This window comes from Paraburkholderia xenovorans LB400, from assembly GCF_000013645.1.
In the GTDB taxonomy this organism is placed as follows: domain Bacteria; phylum Pseudomonadota; class Gammaproteobacteria; order Burkholderiales; family Burkholderiaceae; genus Paraburkholderia; species Paraburkholderia xenovorans.
Genome location: NC_007952.1, coordinates 1,639,555 through 1,659,839, shown reverse-complemented (window position 1 = coordinate 1,659,839; position 20,285 = coordinate 1,639,555). Strand labels below are relative to the sequence as shown.

18 protein-coding genes and 1 pseudogene are annotated in these 20,285 nt (G+C 63.2%); 5 read left to right on the top strand and 14 right to left on the bottom strand.

Translation table 11 applies throughout. From position 1 onward, the window contains the following. Positions 1 to 319 precede the first annotated feature (319 nt). Positions 320 to 1,675: an LLM class flavin-dependent oxidoreductase gene (locus BXE_RS29330; protein ID WP_011491741.1), complete on the top strand. Its 1,356-nt coding sequence runs from the start codon at positions 320 to 322 to the stop codon at positions 1,673 to 1,675. 170 nt (positions 1,676 to 1,845) lie between these two features. Here the strand turns inward: BXE_RS29330 and BXE_RS29325 are convergent, their stop codons facing one another. The 9 genes and pseudogenes from BXE_RS29325 to BXE_RS46045 all read right to left on the bottom strand — a co-directional run bounded on the left by BXE_RS29325 (position 1,846) and on the right by BXE_RS46045 (position 9,254). After that, the gene (locus tag BXE_RS29325; RefSeq protein ID WP_011491740.1) at positions 1,846 to 2,670 is read right to left on the bottom strand and encodes a MetQ/NlpA family ABC transporter substrate-binding protein; all 825 of its coding nucleotides are present in this window, start codon (positions 2,668 to 2,670) and stop codon (positions 1,846 to 1,848) included. 215 nt (positions 2,671 to 2,885) lie between these two features. After that, positions 2,886 to 4,964, bottom strand: coding sequence for a family 2A encapsulin nanocompartment cargo protein cysteine desulfurase (locus BXE_RS29320; RefSeq protein ID WP_040124736.1), 2,079 nt, complete (start codon positions 4,962 to 4,964; stop codon positions 2,886 to 2,888). Continuing rightward, positions 4,939 to 5,871 (bottom strand): family 2A encapsulin nanocompartment shell protein, encoded by a 933-nt coding sequence (locus BXE_RS29315; protein WP_007177136.1) that lies wholly within the window; start codon positions 5,869 to 5,871, stop codon positions 4,939 to 4,941. Before BXE_RS29315 ends, BXE_RS29320 begins: the two co-directional genes overlap by 26 nt. 107 nt (positions 5,872 to 5,978) lie before the next feature. Further along, a complete protein-coding gene (locus BXE_RS29310) occupies positions 5,979 to 6,254 on the bottom strand; it encodes a helix-turn-helix domain-containing protein (protein WP_011491738.1) in 276 nt (91 codons plus the stop codon). Continuing rightward, a complete protein-coding gene (gene epsC / locus BXE_RS29305) occupies positions 6,251 to 7,228 on the bottom strand; it encodes a serine O-acetyltransferase EpsC (RefSeq protein WP_011491737.1) in 978 nt (325 codons plus the stop codon). The genes BXE_RS29310 and epsC overlap by 4 nt, the downstream gene beginning before the upstream one ends. 42 nt (positions 7,229 to 7,270) lie before the next feature. Continuing rightward, positions 7,271 to 7,738, bottom strand: a complete 468-nt coding sequence (locus BXE_RS29300; RefSeq protein WP_011491736.1) for a rhodanese-like domain-containing protein — start codon at positions 7,736 to 7,738, stop codon at positions 7,271 to 7,273. A gap of 231 nt (positions 7,739 to 7,969) precedes the next feature. Continuing rightward, on the bottom strand, positions 7,970 to 8,218 hold the full coding sequence (locus tag BXE_RS29295; RefSeq protein WP_011491735.1) for a hypothetical protein: 249 nt from the start codon (positions 8,216 to 8,218) through the stop codon (positions 7,970 to 7,972). Between the two features lie 383 nt (positions 8,219 to 8,601). After that, a pseudogene (locus BXE_RS47375) lies at positions 8,602 to 8,727 on the bottom strand (ABC transporter ATP-binding protein); the annotation flags it as partial. Between the two features lie 347 nt (positions 8,728 to 9,074). Further along, a complete protein-coding gene (locus BXE_RS46045; protein ID WP_148223025.1) occupies positions 9,075 to 9,254 on the bottom strand; it encodes a hypothetical protein in 180 nt (59 codons plus the stop codon). Positions 9,255 to 9,627: 373 nt separating this feature from the next. On the opposite strand from BXE_RS46045, the gene BXE_RS29290 reads away from it, so the two are divergent. Beyond that, positions 9,628 to 10,503 (top strand): MetQ/NlpA family ABC transporter substrate-binding protein, encoded by an 876-nt coding sequence (locus BXE_RS29290; protein WP_011491731.1) that lies wholly within the window; start codon positions 9,628 to 9,630, stop codon positions 10,501 to 10,503. A 51-nt stretch (positions 10,504 to 10,554) separates the two neighbouring features. Here BXE_RS29290 and BXE_RS29285 read toward each other — a convergent pair whose 3' ends face one another. The 5 genes from BXE_RS29285 to BXE_RS29265 form a co-directional block, all read right to left on the bottom strand. After that, positions 10,555 to 12,270, bottom strand: coding sequence for an ABC transporter ATP-binding protein (locus BXE_RS29285; protein ID WP_011491730.1), 1,716 nt, complete (start codon positions 12,268 to 12,270; stop codon positions 10,555 to 10,557). 60 nt (positions 12,271 to 12,330) lie between these two features. Beyond that, entirely contained in the window at positions 12,331 to 13,302 is a 972-nt protein-coding gene (locus tag BXE_RS29280; RefSeq protein ID WP_011491729.1) for an ABC transporter permease, read from the bottom strand. Between the two features lie 41 nt (positions 13,303 to 13,343). Then, positions 13,344 to 14,324 (bottom strand): ABC transporter permease, encoded by a 981-nt coding sequence (locus tag BXE_RS29275; RefSeq protein ID WP_011491728.1) that lies wholly within the window; start codon positions 14,322 to 14,324, stop codon positions 13,344 to 13,346. A 13-nt stretch (positions 14,325 to 14,337) separates the two neighbouring features. Further along, positions 14,338 to 15,942, bottom strand: a complete 1,605-nt coding sequence (locus tag BXE_RS29270) for an ABC transporter substrate-binding protein (RefSeq protein WP_011491727.1) — start codon at positions 15,940 to 15,942, stop codon at positions 14,338 to 14,340. Between the two features lie 352 nt (positions 15,943 to 16,294). After that, positions 16,295 to 17,512, bottom strand: a complete 1,218-nt coding sequence (locus BXE_RS29265) for an acyl-CoA dehydrogenase family protein (RefSeq protein WP_011491725.1) — start codon at positions 17,510 to 17,512, stop codon at positions 16,295 to 16,297. 290 nt (positions 17,513 to 17,802) lie between these two features. Between BXE_RS29265 and BXE_RS29260 the strand changes: the two genes are divergently transcribed. From BXE_RS29260 to BXE_RS29250, 3 genes are all read left to right on the top strand, one after another. Then, a complete protein-coding gene (locus BXE_RS29260) occupies positions 17,803 to 18,093 on the top strand; it encodes a co-chaperone GroES (protein WP_011491724.1) in 291 nt (96 codons plus the stop codon). 18 nt (positions 18,094 to 18,111) lie between these two features. Continuing rightward, on the top strand, positions 18,112 to 19,752 hold the full coding sequence (groL, locus tag BXE_RS29255; RefSeq protein WP_011491723.1) for a chaperonin GroEL: 1,641 nt from the start codon (positions 18,112 to 18,114) through the stop codon (positions 19,750 to 19,752). A gap of 261 nt (positions 19,753 to 20,013) precedes the next feature. Then, positions 20,014 to 20,250: a hypothetical protein gene (locus BXE_RS29250; RefSeq protein WP_040124737.1), complete on the top strand. Its 237-nt coding sequence runs from the start codon at positions 20,014 to 20,016 to the stop codon at positions 20,248 to 20,250. The last annotated feature ends 35 nt before the right edge of the window (positions 20,251 to 20,285 follow it).

The following is a 20,285-nucleotide window of genomic DNA, read 5'->3' as shown; positions in this document are numbered from 1 at the left end:
AGGTTGGTCACTACGGTGATGAAATTAAACGCCGCGCGGCGAACTCGCGCACGGCCTGAGTGAAAGCATGGCAGCGTTCGCAGAAATTTGGAAAGACCGTGTTCCGATATGGTTATGAATGGCACGGCGCATCCCGAACGGTGGCCACTGTCGGCCAACCTTAGTCTTTGCCGACATATCGATGCCAGAATTCATTAGTGGTCTGGAACGGCCGGTCAATCGACAATTGAAGCGCCGGCCAGATGCTTTTGCCTCTTCGCTTTTGCCCCTTCGTTGCCGGCCCCTCCTGCATTCGAAACTCCTGCATCCGGACAGACCCATGAGAACCGACCCGCCGCGCCAGCTCCATCTGAACGTCAATATCCTTCACTCGGGCTTTGTCCCATCCGCATGGCGCACCGAGGACGCGGATCCCCGCGCTTTCGTCGATATCGCCCACTACGTGCGCGTCGCGAAGATCGCCGAGGCGGCGAAGTTCGACGCGGTGTTTCTCGCCGACAATGCGTCGATCGCCGATCAGATCGACTTCCGGCCGATCACGGCGCTGGAGCCGACCGTGCTGCTCGCGGGCATTGCGTCGGCCACCACGCATATCGGCGTGATCGGCACGGCATCGACGAGTTATAACGAGCCGTATAACATCGCGCGGCGCTTTGCCACGCTCGATCACCTCAGTGCGGGCCGCGCGGGCTGGAACATCGTGACGACCGCCGATCTCGGCTCGGCGCGCAATTTTGGCCGCGAGGCGGTGCCCAATCATGCCGAGCGCTATGAGCGCGCCGCCGAATTCACGGAGGTCGTGAAGGCGCTGTGGGATAGCTGGGAAGACGACGCTTTTATCGGCGACAAGGCGGGCGGGCGTTTCGTCGATCCGGCCAAGGTGCATCGCATCGACCATCGCGGCAAATACTTCAACGTGGACGGCCCGTTCAATCTGCCGCGCAGTGCTCAGGGTCAGCCGGTACTGGTTCAGGCCGGCGGCTCGGCGGACGGGCGCGAACTCGCGTCACGCCACGCGGAAGCGGTATTCTCCGCGTCCCAGTCGTTCGACGAAGCGGCCTCTTATGCTCGCGAACTCAAGTCGCGCGCCGCGGCGTTGGGACGTGGCGACGACGCGATCCGCGTGCTGCCCGGTCTGACTACCATCATCGGTGCAACGGAGGCACAAGCCCTGCGCCGTCGAGATGAACTGGTCGATCTGATTCCGTGGAGTTACAGCCTCACCCGGCTGGCCGGCATATTGGGCGTGAGCGTCGACCGGCTGAAACTCGACGGGCGCTTGCCGGAAGATCTCTCATTGCCCGGCGGCGGCAACGGCAATCACACGTTTTTCCATGCCACACTGGCGCAAGCGCGCACCAATGGATATACGGCGCGGCAGTTGATCCGGGCGCTCGCCGGCGGTGGCGGACACCGGGTGATCGTCGGCACGCCGGAGCAGATCGCGGACGATATCGAACACTGGTTCAAAGGCGGCGCGGCCGATGGTTTCAACCTCATGCCGGATGTGCTGCCGGGCGGCTTGCAGGACTTCGCGGACGGCGTGGTGCCGCTTCTGCAAAAGCGCGGCATTTTCCGCACCGACTACGAAGGTCGCACGCTGCGGGAGCATTTCGGGCTGCAACGGCCGGTGAGCCGCCACCTCGAAACGCGCGAGGCGGCAGCGGCCGTATGAGTGCTCGACTCAACCACCCGTCAGACAGCGCGACGATCCTGCCTGTCTTCACGAAACGAAACGCGGACAAGCAGGCCGATTCGCCATCGACTCGCCTGCCGCTAGGCGAGTCGCGTCGAGTCGATACCCGTGCCCGTGCGCCTCGGAATCACTGAGGCGCACCACCGCATTCAATGCCAGTCCGCCGGTTTGGAGAACCCGGGAAAGCGCTCGTCGATCACACGCCTGAACTCGGCCGACCGATACGCATTGGCAATATCGATCACATACGGCTTGTGCAGATCCGCCGTACGCACCGCGACCAGGTTCAGGTAATAAGGCGGAATCTTTTCCAGCAGCAGTGCGTCGGTCAGCTTAAGCCCCGCAGCCAGCGCAAAGTTGCCGTTGACGAACGCATAGTCGACATCATCCAGCGAGCGCGGCAATTGTGCGGCTTCGAGCGGCAGCAGTTTAAGTTTGTGCGGATTGCCGGCAATATCGCGCTCCGACGATTTCACCGGGTCCACGCCCGGCTTGAGCGTCACCCAGCCGAGTTGCTGCAACAGGATGATCGCGCGGGCCTGATTGGTTGCGTCGTTCGGCAAGGAAACGGTTGCGCCGTCCTTCACTTCGTCGAGGCTCTTGTGCTTGCGGCTGTAAATGCCGATCGGCGCGGTCGGCACCTTGACCAGTTCGGATAGTTTGAGGTTGCGGTCTTCGGCGAATTTGTGCAGATAGACCTCGTGCTGGAAGGCATTCGCGTCGAGCACGCCGTCCGCCAGCGCAAGATTCGGTTGCACATAGTCGGTGAATTCGACAATCGTCACTTTATAGCCCTGCTTTTCCAGCACGGGTTTGATGCCATAGCGGATCTGATCGGAATAAGGACCCGCGGTCGCACCGAAGCGGATTTCCTGTTTATCCGGATCGGCGGCATGAGCCGTTACGCTCGCCGCAAGCAGCGCGCCCAAAGTAACGGCAGCCAACGTGGACCACGCACGGCGGAAAGTTTTCATCTGGTTCTCCTCATCGCCGTTGCCCGTTCTGGTATGGCGGCGGTTTATCGGTTGTAGGCATGGGAGCTTACAAAAACGACAGCGCAAGCCAAACCAAGAAATCAATCTTTGGTTTCTCGGCGGGAGCGAATGCAGGCGGAGGTTGGCCGTGAAGTGGCGTGGAGCGCGTGGCGTAGGTAAAAAGGCGGCGGCCGGTGACCGGCCACCGCCTGTCTTCAGCGGCGTGAAGACAATCGTCGCACTACGGACACCAGCGCGTCGACTTCATCGCAGGTGTTATAGAACGCGAGCGACGGCCTCACGGTCGCTTCGAGACCAAAGCGCCGCAAGATCGGCTGCGCACAGTGATGCCCCGAGCGCACGGCAATGCCCTCTTCGTTGAGCGCCTGACCCACTTCCTCGGTCTCGTAGCCCTCCAGCACGAAGGACAGGACGCTCGCCTTGTCGCGTGCCGTGCCGATCAGACGTACACCGGGCACCGGTTGCAGCACGCTCGTCGCATACGCGAGCAGATCGTGCTCGTAGCGCGCGATATTCTCGATGCCGACGCGTTGGACGTAATCGATGGCCGCGCCAAGACCTACTGCATCGGCGATATTGCCGGTACCGGCTTCGAAACGACTCGGCGGCGGCTGGAAAAGCGTGCGCTCGAAAGTGACGTCCGCGATCATGTTGCCCCCACCCTGCCACGGCGGCATGTCCTCCAGAATCGCGCGCTTGCCGTAGACCACGCCGATGCCGGTTGGACCGAACACCTTGTGACCCGAGAACACGAAGAAGTCCGCGTCGAGCGCTTGAACATCCACCCGCATGTGCGACACCGACTGCGCCCCGTCGACCAGCGCCTTTGCACCCGCGCGATGCGCCAGTTCGACGATCTCCTTGACCGGCACCACCGTCCCGAGCGCGTTCGACACCTGCGTGACGGAGACTATCTTCGTGCGGTCGTTCAGAAGCTTCCGGTATTCGTCGAGCAGCACCTGGCCGCTGTCGTCGACCGGAATCACGCGCAGCTTCGCGCCGGTTTGCGCGGCAAGCTGCTGCCACGGCACGATGTTGGCATGATGTTCGAGGTGCGAGACGATGATCTCGTCGCCCTCGCCCACATGCTTCACGCCCCACGTCTTCGCGATCAGGTTGATCGCTTCGGTGGTGCCGCGCACGAAGATGATTTCCTCCGGCGAGCCCGCGCCGATGAACCGCTGCACTTTGCTGCGCGCGGCTTCGTACGCGTCGGTGGCGCGGCCGGCCAGCGCATGAGCCGCCCGATGGATGTTCGAGTTTTCATGCGCGTAGAAATACGCCAGCCGGTCGATCACCGCCTGCGGTTTCTGCGTGGTCGCGGCATTGTCGAACCACACCAGCTGGCGGCCGTTGACACGCTCCTGCAGAATCGGGAAGTCGCGGCGAATCGCATTCACATCGAACGGCGGATGCGCGGACGGGCCGGCATGCGGCACGCCGTGCGCGTGGCCTGGGGAACGTGACGGCTCGCCCAGATTCAGGAAATAGTGCGAGCCGCCCGTGTGTTCCGCGGGCTTCGACGGCGCCGCCGCATGCGGGGCAGCAGGACGGTCATAGGGGAAACGTTGTTCGGCAAGAGGCTGATCGACACCCGGCAGACCGAACGATTGCGCACTCACCTCGCTCCAGACCGGCACGACGATATCCGGTGACGCGGTTGTCGCGGAGTGAGGCTGGCCCGATTCGCCCAGGAAATAGAACGGCGATGTGGATGCCGATGAGACCGGCGCAGCGGGCGCAAGCGGCGCAGCACCACCGGCGGACGGACGCTGCGCGCCGTGTGCCTCCGGCACACCCAACGCGGCTCCGCCAAAGCGCGGATCGAGTGCGGGCGCGATGGTCACGACGCTATCGGGCAAGCCGTTCTGCGCTGTTGCATGCGGCGCGAGCGCAGGCGCGCGGTTGCCCAGCGCGAGAACATGCATCGGCGACGAAGGCAGCAGGTTGGCACCGGGCACATGCCCTTGCGGCAACGCCGCGCCGGGCACGCCCGTACCCGTGCCGCCAGGGCCCGCGAGCGGCGAACCCGCCGGCGCCGGATTGCTGATCTCGCTGGTCGCCGGCGCCGTGAACGGCAGCGTGCCGGCCAGCCCGGGCGTCGCGCCTGACTGCGGCGCATTGCCCGGCAATGCCGAGAAGAACGCATTCGCCAGCGAAGTTAGCGTTGCGGGATCAGGCAATCCCGCAGGCACGCCGCCAGGCGGAGCGGTCGGCACATCGTGCGGCAGCACGCTTTCCACGGGCTTACTTGTAGGTGTCTGCGTAGTCATGGTACTTGCCGATCTCCACGTCATCGAGGACCGCCAGCGCGTCCGGCGAATGCACGGCGAGCGAGCAATAGAGCGAGATCAGATACGACGCGATCGCATGATTGTTGATGCCCATGAAGCGAACCGACAGCCCCGGGCCCTGCTCGCCGGCCACGCCCGGCTGGAAAAGGCCGACCACGCCCTGGCGCTTGTCGCCCACGCGCAGCAGCAGAATCTTGGTCTTGCCGTCGGCAACCGGCACCTTGTCCGACGGAATCAGCGGAATGCCGCGCCACGTGATGAACTGCGAGCCGAACAGGCTGACGGTCGGCGGCGGTACACCGCGGCGCGTGCATTCGCGGCCGAAGGCGGCGATCGCGAGCGGATGCGTCAGGAAGAACGCCGGCTCTTTCCAGACCTTGGTCAGGAGTTCGTCGAGGTCGTCGGGCGTCGGCGCGCCGGTCAGCGGAAACACGCGCTGCTCTTCCGCCACGTTGGCGAGCAGGCCGTAGTCCGGGTTGTTGATCAGCTGGCTTTCCTGCAATTCCTTGATCGTTTCGATCGTGAGGCGCAACTGTTCCTTGATCTGGTCGTGCGGGCTGCTGTACAGATCCGAGATCCGCGTGTGCACGTCGAGCACCGTGCTGACGGCATTCAGGAAGTACTCGCGCGGCTGTTCTTCGTAAGGCACGAAGGTGCGCGGCAGGATGCTTTCGTCTTCGCGCGCGGTGCAGGCAGCCACCACGGCTTCCGGATTCTTCACCTGGTTCAGACGATAGATGCCTGCCTCGACCGGCAGCCATTGCAGCAGATGCGTGAGCCAGCGCGGCGTGATCGTGGCAAGTTGCGGAACGGTTTTGGTGGCATTGGCTAGTTGCCGTGCTGCGTTATCGCCGAGCGCCGTCAGGCCGCCCACTGTTGCTGTCATCTGAAGCTCCGGGGTTGATAGAAGAAAAACGGGAAAGCTTATGAGCGAAAGTGATTATCAGGAGGCCACCCCGGCCCTTCAACATGCTATAGACGGCAAACGTTGATCTAGCTCGCTGATGGCGGATCGACGAACGCAGCGCGCGCGAGCACGGCAATGCCCGAGGCGTCGGAAGATGGGGTAAGCAGGTGCTCGATCGGCACCTGGAATGCGCGGGCCAGCTTGTCGACCGTGACGATCGACGCGATGGCCGAGCCGCGTTCGACTTCGCCGACATATGAGCGGTTGAGTCCGGCGTACTCGGCCAATTGCTCCTGAGACCACCCGCGTGCTTCGCGAAGGCGCCGCACCGTCGCGCCGAATTCCCTGACGAGTCCGCTCATGTCGCGGCCCCCGCCGCGACAGGGACAGTGTCTGTATGACCGCGCGGCGTGCGCTCGGCGCTCACGGCAGTGCCGGTGCCCTCGCTGCGCGACACGGCCTGCGTGACATGCGAGCCCGGCGCGACGTCCTGCGTCAGCCAGACATTGCCGCCGATCACCGAACCCTGTCCAAGCGTGACGCGCCCGAGAATGGTCGCGCCCGCGTAGATCACCACGTCGTCCTCGACGATCGGATGGCGCGCGTGGCCCTTTTCCAGATGGCCCTGTGCATCGCGTGGAAAGCGTTTAGCGCCCAGCGTGACGGCCTGATAAAGACGTACGCGCTCGCCAATGACCGCTGTTTCGCCGATCACCACGCCCGTGCCGTGATCGATGAAAAATCCCGCACCGATCTTCGCACCCGGATGAATGTCGATACCGGTTTGTGCATGCGCGAGCTCAGCGACAATGCGGGCCAGCAGCGGCAAGCCCAACCCATAAAGCTCGTGTGCCAGCCGGTGATGGATCATCGCCAGCACGCCGGGATAACACAGCAGCACTTCGTCCACGCTGCCGGCTGCGGGATCGCCGTGAAACGCCGCCAGTACGTCGCTGTCGAGCAGGCTGCGAATCGCCGGCAGACGTGCTGCGAACGCACGCACAGCAATGCCCGCCTGAGCCTCGATCGTGGCGGCCGGCGGCGGCTGATGGCGGCTTCGATAATGCAGCTCCAGCCGCGCCTGACTCAACAACGCATGCAGCGCGGCATCGAGCGCGTGCCCGACATAGAAGTTTTCGCTTTCCTGACGCAGATCGGGTGGTCCAAGCCGCATCGGAAAGAGCACGCCCTTGAGCGTATCGACAATCTCCGCGAGCGCCTCGCGCCCCGGCAATTCGCGCCCACCCGGTTCGAGCGAGCGCTTCTGCACTTCGCGCCATTGCTGGCGGACCGTCTGAAGCGCCGCCACGATTTCATCGACATCAAACACAGCCACAGCGGTGACTCCCCTAAAGTGCAGCGCAGACATTCAGGCGCTTCAGTCCTGAATCCACGGCAGCCCGTGAAAGCGCCAACCATTGCTGGCGCCGCGCCGTTGCGCGTCGTCCAGCTCTCCTTCAAAACCTTCCAGCACGTTGAAAACCTGTGTGAAGCCGGCTTTCGCAGCGGCTTCCGCGGCCAGCGCCGAGCGATTGCCGCTGCGGCACAGCAGCAGCACCACGGCGTCTTTGCCGGTCTTCGCTTCCAGTTCGCGCACAAAGCGCGGATTGCGCGTCAGGCTCGTGCCGGTTGCCCATGCGACATGCAGGCTGTCAGGCACGAATCCGACAAATTTGCGTTCTTCGGCGGTACGCACGTCCACGAGGACCGCGTCGCCTGCCTGAACGAGTTCCCATGCATCCTGCGGCGAGACCCCGCCCGCGTAGGACAGTCCGGCTTCTGCCGCGCGGGAGCGGGCGGCTTCGAGCAGCGCGTGGGTGGGTCGTTCTACGAGTTCAAGCGTCATGACGTCTCCTTCGATATCGCGCGCATCCTCACGCGCCGGTTCAAGGCAACGGCGAAATCAACCGCCTATAGCCATCAGGAGACACTATGAAAGATTTGCGGCTGAAGTCGAACCAATTAATTGTGATTTCTAAAGAAGCACCGGTTTGGTCGCTCCCGCTCGAAAACCCCCGCCTTCACGACTGCCTGCGCGTAATGCTTCCGCTTCCGCTCGCCGCCACCGGCCGTGCTGTCATTCAGGCGGCATCTCGATCGGCACGACGAACATGCCGGCGGTGTATTCCGTATGGAAGTAGCCGGAACGTGCGTAAGCCGCAATGCGTTCGAGCCGCTCGGCCGATTGGGCACCATACGCGGGACCAGGCGTCTCGCCGGCGGATTGATCAGACGCAATCGGCGCGCGCCTTGACAGGCGCTTTTTCAGGGCGCGCACAGAATGCAGGAGTCCGACCCGGAAGAATGTCGCTGAAAGCGTGGCCATATGGCCTCCGTCGATTCATTGCCATACGAACGAATCTAGCGGCCTGAAAAAAGAAGCGCAAACAAGGTTTTGTGGATTGGTTTTCGTGGAATGGATCAAACGCTAATCACGCCGGGCGTGTGGAATGGCGGAATAACGTTGCGAGAATAAATCGGTTCAGTCGCGCAGTACCTGCGGATAGATAGAGGCCGGTATCGCGCTTGGCCGTGCGGGCGACAAGGCCTCGCTGCCGGAAGCATTGCAGGCGCGCGAAGTACAGAGCCAGCGCAATCCGCTGTCCGCGATCGCGGCGGAAGGGCGACTCGCGTTCTGACGCGAACGCATCGTCCCTTAACCGACGGCTCAAGCCTGCATGTCCCGCAAGGGACGCTATAGCGTTCCTTTCACGACGCAGTTTCCGCCGCAAGCGATCCGCCGAGATAAGCATCGCGAATCCGCTGATCGCCTAACAGTTCGCTTGCGGTACCGGACAGCACCACGCGGCCGGTCTGCAACACATAACCGCGATGCTTATGACGCTACGATCATTGCTGCCTATGCGTTGCGTGCGGGTGGCCTCGATCGCCGAGGTGTGCGTGATGCGTTGCCGAAACTGCATGATGTGCCGAGCGTCGTGTTTGGGAAGGCGACTTTCGATCCGGTAATGCGGCGGGTGATTGGGGTGAAAAGCGTGAATCTCGTGGTCGAGAATGGACAGTGGGCGCTGCTTGGCAGCAAGGCTGCGGTGGCGGCGAAGTAAGGGGGAGGCGGCGGTCCACGGCGTTCGGGCTCGCAGGCGGTGGGTGACAGGCGCTCAGAGGGAGAAACCCCGCCTGCTGTCGCCCGCTCCTGTTCGTGGACCTGCAAGTCCGTTCGGTCACATTTCAGCATCATCACGCGCTGGCTTTCTGGCAGAGAAATAAGTACGCATCTGGAAGGCGCAATCCTGATTCACGCCGGCATGTGCAATATCTCCGCTATAACAGCACGGCTGCGCAGTATCGGCGCATTTCAATTGAAAAGCAGAATTCGTTGTTTTGCATTCCCAACCTTGCATGATCTACTGCATTGACGCGAGCGTTGGCGTAGTGCACGAATGTTTGCCGCCGTGCATCGCGAGATGCCTGACCGGTCCATTGAATGCGCGCTCTTCACGCCAAACGCCACGGACAATCACTGTGACCCATTCCACTCTCGCGGCTCAACCGCAGGCTTCGGCGCCCTCCTCTGAAGATACGCGGGCGGCCGCGCCGTTCGTTCCGGTTCGTTCACCAGCATCAATCTGGTGTCGCCGCAATACCTGACGGTCTATTCGCGCGCGCGGTGCACAACCATACGACCTCGCCGGACGGCGTCTCGGCCAGTTTCGACGACGTGTGGCTGCAACGCTGAACTTCTTCCGATTCACTCTCCCAAGGAAATCCGCCTACATGGAATACAGACAATCCGGCAGCGTCGGCATCAAGTTTTCGACGCGTCGACGTATCACCGGCACTCTACTGCTGGCCGCCACGCTTGCAGGCTTCACCGCCCCAACCGCTTACGCCACCGATAGCGGCGCCCCTTCACAGGAATTGCGCGTCGGTTTCGTGCCCGGCCCCTACGCCGACGAATTCAAGGCGGGTGTCGAACCGCAACTGCGCAAGAAAGGTTACGCGGTCAGGTACATCGAGTTCAGCACCGGCCTCGAAGCGAACCAGGCCGTGTACCGAGGCGAGATAATCGCCGACGTGATGCAGCACGAGGTCTATCTGAAGTCCTACAACGACCGTAACGGGACCGATCTGGTTGGCGTGGTGCAGGTGCCCACGCCGCCAATGGGACTCTATTCGAGCAAGCACCATTCGCTCGCGGAGGTCAAACCCGGCACCCGCGTCGCGGTGCCGAACGATCCGGTCAATCTCGAACGCGCGCTGAAGATATTGCAGCGTATCGGCTGGATCAGGATCAAACCGAACCCCAATCCCGTGGACGTCACCGAGCGGGACGTGATCGCCAATCCGGCCGGCATCAAGATCGTGCCGCTCGAATCGGCGCAGGCGCCGCGCGCCCTCGAAGATGTCGATTACGCCGCGATTCAGGGCAATTTCGCGATCTTCAGCGGTCACAAGCTGACCGATGCGCTCGCGCTCGAAGAGATGACGCCGCCGTATATCAACCAGGTTGTCGTGAAGGCTTCCAACCGCAACGCACGCGCGACTCAGGACATCGTGCAGGCGTATCAGTCAGCGGACTTCCAGCGCGCGATTCGCAGCAATCGCTTTTACGACGGCTTTCGCTTGCCGGCGTATTTCAGCAACGAGTGAGAAGGTTTGAATAACAAGGGCGGTTAGCGCCGCCCTTGTCAGCCGCGCGGACTATGCCGCCTGCGCGTCGAAAGTGCGGCCCGGAATCGCTTCGAGCAGCGTGCGTGTGTACGGATGTTGCGGCGCACGCCAGATATCCCGATGGTGGCCGCTTTCGACAATACGCCCCGCCTGCATCACGTGCACGCGATCGGCGATATAACGCACCACCGAGAGATCGTGCGAGATGAACAGATACGCGAGCCCGAGATCGCGTTTCAGGTCGACCAGCAGATTGAGAATCTGCGCCTGAATCGACACGTCGAGCGCGGATACCGGTTCATCGCAGATCAGCAGATCTGGTTCGAGCACCAACGCCCGCGCAATCCCGATACGTTGCCGTTGCCCGCCCGAGAACTCATGCGGAAAGCGGCCGAGCGCCGAACCCGGCAAACCCACGCGATCGAGCATGGCGGCGACGCGTGCGCGGCGCTGCTGCGCGTTGCCGATACCGTTCACCACCAGCACCGTATCGAGAATCTCCGCGACCGTGCGGCGCGGATTGAGCGATGCATAAGGGTCCTGAAACACCATCTGCACATGGCGCCGCAACGGCCGCAACTCGCGCTCGCCGAGCGGCACGAGATCGGTGCCGCGCAAACGGATGGCGCCGCTCGCGGTCGGCACGAGCCGCAGGATCGCCTTGGAGAGTGTCGATTTCCCACACCCCGATTCGCCGACGAGTCCAACCGTCTCGCCGCGAGCAATCTGCAGCGAGACGCCGTCCACCGCATGCAGCGTGCTTTTGCCATGCCGCTGCGGGTAGTCGATCCGCAGGTCCTGCAGTTCGAGCAACGGCGCTTCGCCGGCCGACGCACCACGCGCGGCGGGATCTGCATCCGCCACATAGTTTCCGGTGCGCACCGAACGCGGCACCACGGCGAAGCTCGGCTTGCCGTCCTCGTCGATACCGTGGCGGATTTCCGGCAATTTCCAGCCGCGATAGTGCAGATCGTCCGCGAGATTCAGCGAGGCGCCGAGCAGGCCGCGCGTGTACGGATGTTGCGGTTGCGTGAAGAGCCGCGCAACCGGCGCCTCCTCGACCTTCTCCCCCGCCAGCATGACCGCAACGCGGTCCGCATGCTTCGCGACGATGCCGAGGTCGTGCGTGATCAGCAGCAGGGACATCGACAACTCGCGCCGCAAACCATCGAGCAGTTCGAGAATATGCGCCTGAATCGTGACATCCAGCGCCGTGGTCGGCTCGTCCGCGATCAACAGGCGCGGCCGGCAGGCCACCGCCATTGCGATCATCACCCGTTGACGCTGGCCGCCGGAAAGCTCGTGCGGAAAATCGAATATGCGCCGCTGCGGGTCGGGAATCTGCACCAGTTCGAGCAATTCGACCGCGCGCTTCCATGCCGCCGCTTTGGAGAGGCTCTCGTGCTGGCGCAACGTTTCGACGATCTGTGTACCGATCGAAAGCACCGGATTGAGCGACGTCATCGGCTCCTGGAAGATCATCGAGATCTGGCGACCGCGAATGTCGCGGATTTCGCGCGGCGAAAGATCGAGCAGATCGCGGCCGTCGAAACGCAGGCTGCCGGTTACGCGTCCCGGCGTCGGCACGAGCCGCATCAGCGAAAGCGCCGTCGCGGATTTGCCGCAACCCGATTCGCCGACCAGCGCCAGCGTCTCGCCTTGCGCGATATCGAAACTCAGGCCGCGCACGGCGTGGTGCGCGCCGAAACTGACGCGCAGGTCGCGCACTTCAAGCAGGTTTGCCACTGTGCATCCTCGAATAGGTTGTCGGTCGCGCCGTCGGCCCGGTTATCAGCCAGGGTAGGGTCAAACGCGTTCGCGCAGGCGCGGATTGAGTGCGTCGTTCAGGCCGTCGCCGAGCAGGTTCAGCGCAAGCACCGCGAGCACGATCGCCGCGCCGGGAACGGCGGTCAGATACCATGCGGTGCGCAGCGAATCGCGGCCCGCGCCGATCATGCCGCCCCAGCTGACCACATTGGGGTCGCCCATGCCGAGAAACGATAGCGACGACTCGATCAGGATCGCGCTCGCCACCATCACCGAGGCGGTCACGATCACCGGCGGCAACGCGTTCGGCAGAATCTCGCCGAAAATGATGCGGGCGTTGCTGAATCCCTGGCTGCGCGCGGCGAGCACGAAGTCCGACTGGCGCAGCGAGCGGAATTCCGCACGCACGATCCGCGCGACGGTCGGCCATGACGCGATCCCGATCGCGAATGCGATGATCGTCACGCTCGGCCGGCCGATCGCGACAATCACAATCACCAGCAGGAACGACGGCACGGTCTGGAACAGTTCGGTGATACGTACCAGCACGTCATCGATCACACCGCCGAAGAAGCCGCCCGTGGCGCCGACCAGCGTGCCGATCACGAGCCCGACGCCGGCCGATACCGCGCCGATCAGCAGCGACACGCGTGTGCCGTGCGCGATGCCGGCGGCCACGTCGCGTCCGAGCGAATCGGTGCCGAGCCGGTATAGCGGGTCCGTGCCCGGCCATTCGAATGGCGCCGCCACCATATCGAGCGGATCGCCGGGAAACAGATGCCCCGCGCTCAGCGCCAGCGCAATGAATGCCGCGAGCAGCACGAGGCCGGTGAGCGCCGACGGATTGCGCAGCAGTGCGCGCCAGACTCCGCGCCCCGCTGCATCACGGTCAGCCACAACGGGCGTATTGCCGCGGCGCAGGCCGAACAGCGCACCGGCCAACTGGCGGCGCCACGGCGATACCGCAGGTTCGGGCGGCGTGGAAATCAGATTGGAAGAATCGGAAGCCATGTCATCCCTCTGGGAAAAACGGGTGGCGTCAGCGTGATCCGTCACGCGACGCGGGGGTCGAGCCATGCCTGCAGCAGATCGACCAGCACGTTGGCGAGGATCACGAGCAGCGACGACAACAGCAGCACGCCGAGCAGCACGCTGAAATCGCGCGCCATCACGGCGTCGAGCGCGAGCCGCCCGAGGCCGGGCCAGCTGAACACTGTTTCGGTCACCGCGGCGCCGCCCAGCAAGGTGCCGAAATGAATCCCGACGATGGTCGTGAGCGGCAGCAGCGCATTGCGCAAGACATGGCGCAGCGTGACGCGCCACGGGTGCAGGCCCTTGGCCTGCGCGGTGCGCACGAAGTCCTGACGCTGCACTTCCAGCATCGCGGCTCGCGTCAGCCGCGCGTAGATCGCGACGAAAAACGTCGCCAGCGTGGCGGCCGGCAGCAGCACGTGCCGGGCCGCATCGGCGAAATAGGCGAAGCCGTGCAGTTGCACGCCGAGCGTCAGATTGCCGCCGCTCGGCAGCCAGCCAAGGTGCACCGAGAACAGCACGATTGCGAGCAGCCCGATCCAGAAACCCGGCGTCGAATAGAACAGCAAGGCCAGTACCGAGAGCACACGGTCCGGCCACTTGCCGGCCCAATGCGCCATTACCGCGCCGAGCACCACGCCCGTCACGATCGCGAACGATAACGCCACGCCCATCAGCAACAGCGTATTGGGCAAGCGCGAGAGGATCAGCTGCATCACCGGCATGTCGTAGCGCGGCGAATAACCGAGGCTGAAGTGCGACAGATGCGCGAGGTACGACCACAATTGATGCAGCACCGGCTGATCGAGTCCGAACTTTGCGCGCAGCACCTGCATGGTTTCCACGGTCGCCGAACCGGACTCGCCGGCAAGCACATCGGCGGCGTCGCCCGGCATCAGCTTCAGCAGGAAGAAGTTCAGGATCACGATGCCGATCACCGTCGGCAGCGCCTGCCATGCGGTACGCCGGAGAATCGCACCGAAACGCAAACCTCGACTCATCGTGCCGCCCCCGTCATGCGCTCAGATAAACATCCGCGAGATTGCCTTCGAGGCCTTGCGCGGACACCGTGTGGTTGTGAACGCGCCGGTTCGCGAGCGTGACCATGCGCGGCGCGACCAGGTTGAGAATCGGCAGATCGCGGTAGACGATCTGCTGGAACTGCTGGTACAGCACCACGCGCTTGCTCTCGTCGGTTTCGACCGCGGCGCTTTCGAGCAGCCGGTCCACTTCCGGATTGCTGTAATGCGGCGCATTCGAAAACGGCACACCGGGACGGATATTCTTCGACCAGTAGAGACGCTGAACGCCCACGCTCGGATCGAATAGCGTATTGACGCCGATGCTCGTGAAATCGAACTGGCGATCGGCATACACACGCTTCAGGAATGCAGGCAGGTCCTGCGAACGCACCGTGACGTCGATGCCGACGCGACCCAGCGCCGATTTGACATAGTCGGCCTGGCGCCGGTACATGTCGCCGTAGGGCAGAAAGTCGTGCGTCAGACGGAAGCGCACGCCGCCGTCCTTGCGCGGATAGCCCGCGGCGTCGAGCAGTTTCTCCGCTTCGGCGGTATCGAACGCATACGGTGCGAGTTTTGCGTCGTGATAGGGCGAGCCCGGCGTAATCGGCGTGGGCGACAGATCGGCATAGCCATAGGCCACGGTGCGCTGCACGACCTGCGGGTTGACCGCATGCGCAATGGCCTGGCGTACGCGCAGATCCTTGAGGATCGGATGATCGAGATTGAAGTCGATCTCGGAGAGCGGCTCCAGAAAACGGTAGCCGCGCGTTTCGACCGCCAGTTGCGGCAGTTGCGTGAGGCGCGGCAGATCCGTGAGCGGCACCGGGTTCTCGCCGCCCAGATCGAGCGCGCCGGTTTCGAATGCGGCGGAACGGGCGGCCGCATCGGGAATCACTTTGAAAACCAGGCTGTCGATGTACGGCTTGCCGGCGTCCCAGTAGTCCGGGTTGCGCTCATAGACGATATTGGCACCGCGTGTCCACGATTTGAAACGGAACGGCCCGGTGCCGATCGGCGCGTTGTTGTGGGGATTGGACAGCGGATCGCCCTGTGCGTACAGGTGCTTCGGCACGATTGGCGATTCGCCGGCCGAGAGTGCTTTCAACAGATACGGCGCGGGCTTCGACAATTCGATCACCGCGGTGCGCGCGTCGGGCGTGGCGACACCCGTGACATTCGCAAAGGTACTGCGCCCCCGTGGATGCACTGATTTGAGCAGATCGATCGAGAAAGCGACGTCGGCCGACGTGAACGGCTGGCCGTCGTGCCATTTCACGTTTTGCCGCAAGGTGAAGGTGTACTTCAGTCCGTCGGGGCTGACGTTCCATGCGGTGGCCAACTGCGGCTTCGGGCGCAGGTCGAAGTCATAAGCCAGCAAGCCTTCCAGCACCTTGGAACTCGCGACGAGCGCGGGCCCGGTGGTCTGGAAGATCGACACGAGTACGGGCGGCTCCGGATTGATCAGCATGTTCAGCGTGCCGCCCCGTTTCGGTGCGCCGGCCTCGCCCTGGGCAAGCGCCAGTGCCGGCATGCCGGCCGCCGCGAGCGCCGCGCCCGATGAAATAAGAAATTCGCGTCGATTCAACCGTGCCATGTAATCGAGATCCTTTGCCGATGCTGCGGCCTCTGTCGGCCGGAATGAAATGTCGTGGTGCCGGCAATGCTGCTGCCGCAGCGCTCACGATAAAGCCGCAGCGGCGGTAAAAGAACCAATCGTTATGTATATGCAAAGCACGGTGTGGAGGAAAGGCGCGCCGGCGGCTGTCGTCGCCGGGTGGGTGAGAATAAGGATTCCGTCTCCGGGGTCGACAGGTGGCGGTTCCGTCCGGGCAGATAAAGCGCTCGCCCGAATGATCCGGATCGGTGAAGCCCGGTTCCAGCAGTCATAGCCGACGTCGGCTCACGATGCGCAATGCTCGAAAAAGGTGTGAATGGATGGCCGTGCGTTAGAACACACGCCCTTCGGTCAGATGCGTGGTCACGCCGTTCAGCTCGTAATCGCCGATCACGCGCGCCTTGTGCAGCAAAGGGTTATGACTGAAGATCGTGCGCAGATTGCGCCAATGGCGGTCGAAATTGTGCGCGCGGCCAGTGGCCGATGCACCGCCAATCTCGAACAGACGCTCGCCCGCATACAGCGCCAGCTTGCTGACCACGAGTTGCGTCTTGGCGGTGGCTAGCGCCCCTTCCAGCACCAGCTCTTCCGCATTCGCCGCGCCGCTGCGGATCGCATTCGCCGAGCGGTCGAGCGTGCGCGCGTTTGCCGCGATCAGTGCATCGATGGAAAGGCTGTGCGCCGCGAGATCGCCCACCACCTGCTGCACGAAACCGTCCTCGCGTGCCGACGGTGCCGGGCTATGCAGCACAGGCCGGCCATATTGCGTCACGTAGCGCCGGGCGTCGGCAACAATATTCCGCACAATGCCTGCCGCGACCGACACCAGATGCAACTGCCGCAATGCGCTACCGTGCCGGCCGGCGAGCGTCGTATAGCCGCGCGTCGCGATCTCGTGAGACAAGACCTGCACGTTGTCGAGCACGAGGCTGCCGCTTGCCGTCATGCGTTGCCCCATGCCGTCCCAGTCGTCGAGTACCTGTAGCCCTTCGCGCGACACGGGAATCACAATCGACACCTTCTCGTCGTTTTCGTCCTGCACGTTGATCCGCGCGTAGTCGGCAAACGCGGTGCCGGTCGAGTAATACTTTCTGCCCGTCACGCGAAAATGCTCGCCGTCGCGCACCAGCTTCGTGACGATTTCGCCGGGCCGCGCCGTGCCCAACTCGGTAGACGCACCGCCGAAGATCGCCCCTTCCCGTATGCGCTCGATCTGCGTGTCGTTAAAGGCGGAACGCGGCGACAGCAGCAATTGCTCGGTCTGGTCGAAATGAATTCGCAGTGCATGCGCGACATTCGACTCATGCGCGGCCAGCGTGGCGATCACATGAAAGAGGTCTTCCAGCGATCCGCCCAGACCGCCCCACTCGGCTGGAAAGCGGAGTACGCCGAGACCGGATTCACGAAACAACGCGAAGCGGTCGAATGGCAACTCGCGCCGCAATTCACGTTGCGCGGCGTCTTCGCCGATCGCCTGAGCCAGTGCCGGCAACCCTGCGAGTGCCGCTTCAAGCCTGGCGCGCGCCGTGGTGTTCTGTGAGACCTGCATGCCTTGATTCCTTGTAAAAGCCCACGGATCGCGTGCGATCCGACTGTTTGAATTGGGAGAGTGATCCGCCGCCCCGCCAGGACATGCCGATGCAACGGACCAGTATAAGGAGGTGGCTGCCCGCGCAAAACCAGCGAATCGAGCTATGAATATTCGCGATCGTGAAATGCGAATTGCGGATAAGGATCGATGAATCCGTTATTGGAGCAACCCGCGACTCATTTCTATACTCGATCCCGGTCAGCACTCACCAACGACGAGTGCCAGAAATCAACCGTGGAAATCGAATCATGAGCCTACGTCCCTTGCATGACCGCCTGATCGTCAAGCGCCTCGACCAGGAGACCAAAACCGCTTCAGGCATCGTCATTCCCGAAAGCGCCGCGGAAAAGCCCGACCAGGGCGAAGTGATCGCCATCGGTCCGGGCAGGCGCGATAGCGACGGCAAACGCATCGAGCCCGATCTGAAAGTCGGTGAACGCGTGCTGTTCGGCAAATACGCCGGGCAGTCGGTCAAAGTCGACGGCAACGAACTGCTCGTGCTGCGCGAAGAAGATGTGGTCGCGGTCGTCACTCAATAACGAACGGAGCGTCAAATCATGGCAGCAAAAGAAATTATTTTCAGCGATGTCGCCCGCTCGCGGCTGGTTGAAGGCGTCAACATTCTGGCCAATGCGGTGAAGGTCACGCTGGGTCCGAAAGGCCGCAACGTGGTGCTGGAACGCAGCTTCGGCTCGCCCGTCGTCACCAAGGACGGTGTTTCGGTGGCCAAGGAAATCGAGCTGTCGGACCGCGTGCAGAACATCGGCGCGCAACTCGTCAAGGAAGTCGCTTCGCGCACCAGCGACGCCGCGGGCGACGGCACCACGACGGCGACCGTGCTCGCTCAGGCGATTGTGCGTGAAGGTCAGAAATATGTGGCGGCCGGCCTCAATCCGCTGGATCTGAAACGCGGCATCGACAAGGCGGTGATCGCCGCGATCGAAGAACTGAAGAAGATCAGCAAGCCGACCACCACCAGCAAGGAAATCGCCCAGGTCGCGACGATCTCGGCCAACGGCGAGGAGTCGATCGGCCAGCGTATCGCGGAAGCGATCGACCGCGTCGGCAAGGAAGGCGTCATCACGGTGGAAGACGGCAAGTCGCTCGACGACGAACTCGACGTGGTGGAAGGTCTGCAGTTCGACCGCGGCTACCTGTCGCCGTATTTCATCAACGATCAGGATAAACAGGTCGCCGTACTCGATAACCCGTTCGTGCTCCTGCACGACAGGAAGGTGTCGAACATTCGTGATCTGCTGCCGATCCTGGAACAGGTCGCGAAAGCTGGCCGTCCGCTTCTGATCATTGCGGAAGACGTGGAAGGCGAAGCGCTCGCCACGCTGGTGGTGAACAACATTCGCGGCATTCTGAAGACCGTTGCGGTGAAGGCGCCCGGTTTCGGCGATCGTCGCAAGGCGCTGCTCGAAGACATCGCGATCCTGACCGGCGGCCAGGTGATCGCCGAAGAAACCGGCCTGTCGCTCGAAAAAGCGACGCTCGCCGAACTGGGGCAGGCCAAGCGCATCGAAGTCGGCAAGGAAAACACCACCGTGATCGACGGCGCGGGCGACAGTAAAAACATCGAAGCGCGCGTGAAGCAGATCCGCACGCAGATCGAGGAAGCGACCTCCGACTACGACCGCGAAAAGCTGCAGGAACGCGTCGCGAAGCTCGCAGGCGGCGTGGCGGTCATCAAGGTGGGCGGCGCAACCGAAATCGAAGTGAAGGAAAAGAAAGACCGTGTCGACGATGCGCTGCACGCAACGCGCGCCGCAGTCGAAGAAGGCATCGTGCCTGGCGGCGGCGTCGCGCTGATTCGCGTGAAGCAGGCGATCAGCGGGCTCAAGGGCGCGAATGCCGATCAGGACGCCGGCATCAAGATCGTGCTGCGCGCGCTCGAAGAACCGCTGCGCCAGATTGTCACGAACGCCGGCGAGGAAGCGAGCGTAGTGGTCGCGAAGGTGGCGCAAGGCACGGGTAATTTCGGCTACAACGCGCAGACCGGCGAGTACGGCGATCTGGTCCAATCGGGCGTGCTCGATCCGACCAAGGTCACGCGCACCGCGCTGCAGAACGCGTCTTCGGTAGCGGGGTTGCTGCTGACCACCGACGCCACCGTCCATGAGGCACCGAAAGATACACCGGCCGCGGGCCAGCCGGGCGGCCCTGGCGCGGGAGGCCCGGGGCTCGATTTCTGACAACCCTCCTCTCCCGCCAGACACCAGGCGGTTGACGCAGCAACACGGGCCGGCATTCGCTGTAAAAGCGAGCCGGCCCGTGCCGTGGTGCTTTTTCTTACGGGTTTGGCGCGCGCGCACATCCCCGCCGGCTATGGCTCCGCAGACTAATTCAACGTTTCTGCAACAAACTAGATATTGCGGTGCAGCAAAATGCGGCTAAACTCCAATCAGGAGTCTGCAATTTGCACTCACGGTCGTGCTGTGACGGAGGAATGTGCCATGACGACTTATGAGGCTTTACACGCGCCAAACACGGCTGTTCTGCATGTATTCGAGCAGGATGGCGGCTGGCATTGGGGTATCACCACGCCGCGCGCGGCGGGATCCGGATTCAAGCTGGTTGCATTCAGCAAGGAAACCTTCGCGGTCGAGGCGGCGGCCCGTAGCGATGGCGATCGGGCGTTGCGCGGCCTGTCGAGCGCTTCGGGCGCCGAGCTCCGCGAGTCGGCTCACTGACCGCACTAACGCCGCGCGCGTGACGTTGGCCGCAC

Coding starts and splice junctions, on each gene's coding strand:
- BXE_RS29270 (WP_011491727.1), bottom strand. CDS start 15,942: ATGGCACGGTTGAATCGACGCGAATTTCTTATTTCATCGGGCGCGGCG.
- BXE_RS29295 (WP_011491735.1), bottom strand. CDS start 8,218: ATGGCCACGCTTTCAGCGACATTCTTCCGGGTCGGACTCCTGCATTCT.
- BXE_RS29315 (WP_007177136.1), bottom strand. CDS start 5,871: ATGACAGCAACAGTGGGCGGCCTGACGGCGCTCGGCGATAACGCAGCA.
- BXE_RS29320 (WP_040124736.1), bottom strand. CDS start 4,964: ATGACTACGCAGACACCTACAAGTAAGCCCGTGGAAAGCGTGCTGCCG.
- BXE_RS29260 (WP_011491724.1), top strand. CDS start 17,803: ATGAGCCTACGTCCCTTGCATGACCGCCTGATCGTCAAGCGCCTCGAC.
- BXE_RS29275 (WP_011491728.1), bottom strand. CDS start 14,324: ATGAGTCGAGGTTTGCGTTTCGGTGCGATTCTCCGGCGTACCGCATGG.
- BXE_RS29280 (WP_011491729.1), bottom strand. CDS start 13,302: ATGGCTTCCGATTCTTCCAATCTGATTTCCACGCCGCCCGAACCTGCG.
- BXE_RS29265 (WP_011491725.1), bottom strand. CDS start 17,512: ATGCAGGTCTCACAGAACACCACGGCGCGCGCCAGGCTTGAAGCGGCA.
- BXE_RS29310 (WP_011491738.1), bottom strand. CDS start 6,254: ATGAGCGGACTCGTCAGGGAATTCGGCGCGACGGTGCGGCGCCTTCGC.
- BXE_RS29290 (WP_011491731.1), top strand. CDS start 9,628: ATGGAATACAGACAATCCGGCAGCGTCGGCATCAAGTTTTCGACGCGT.
- BXE_RS29330 (WP_011491741.1), top strand. CDS start 320: ATGAGAACCGACCCGCCGCGCCAGCTCCATCTGAACGTCAATATCCTT.
- BXE_RS29250 (WP_040124737.1), top strand. CDS start 20,014: ATGACGACTTATGAGGCTTTACACGCGCCAAACACGGCTGTTCTGCAT.
- BXE_RS46045 (WP_148223025.1), bottom strand. CDS start 9,254: ATGCAAGGTTGGGAATGCAAAACAACGAATTCTGCTTTTCAATTGAAA.
- BXE_RS29300 (WP_011491736.1), bottom strand. CDS start 7,738: ATGACGCTTGAACTCGTAGAACGACCCACCCACGCGCTGCTCGAAGCC.
- BXE_RS29325 (WP_011491740.1), bottom strand. CDS start 2,670: ATGAAAACTTTCCGCCGTGCGTGGTCCACGTTGGCTGCCGTTACTTTG.
- groL (WP_011491723.1), top strand. CDS start 18,112: ATGGCAGCAAAAGAAATTATTTTCAGCGATGTCGCCCGCTCGCGGCTG.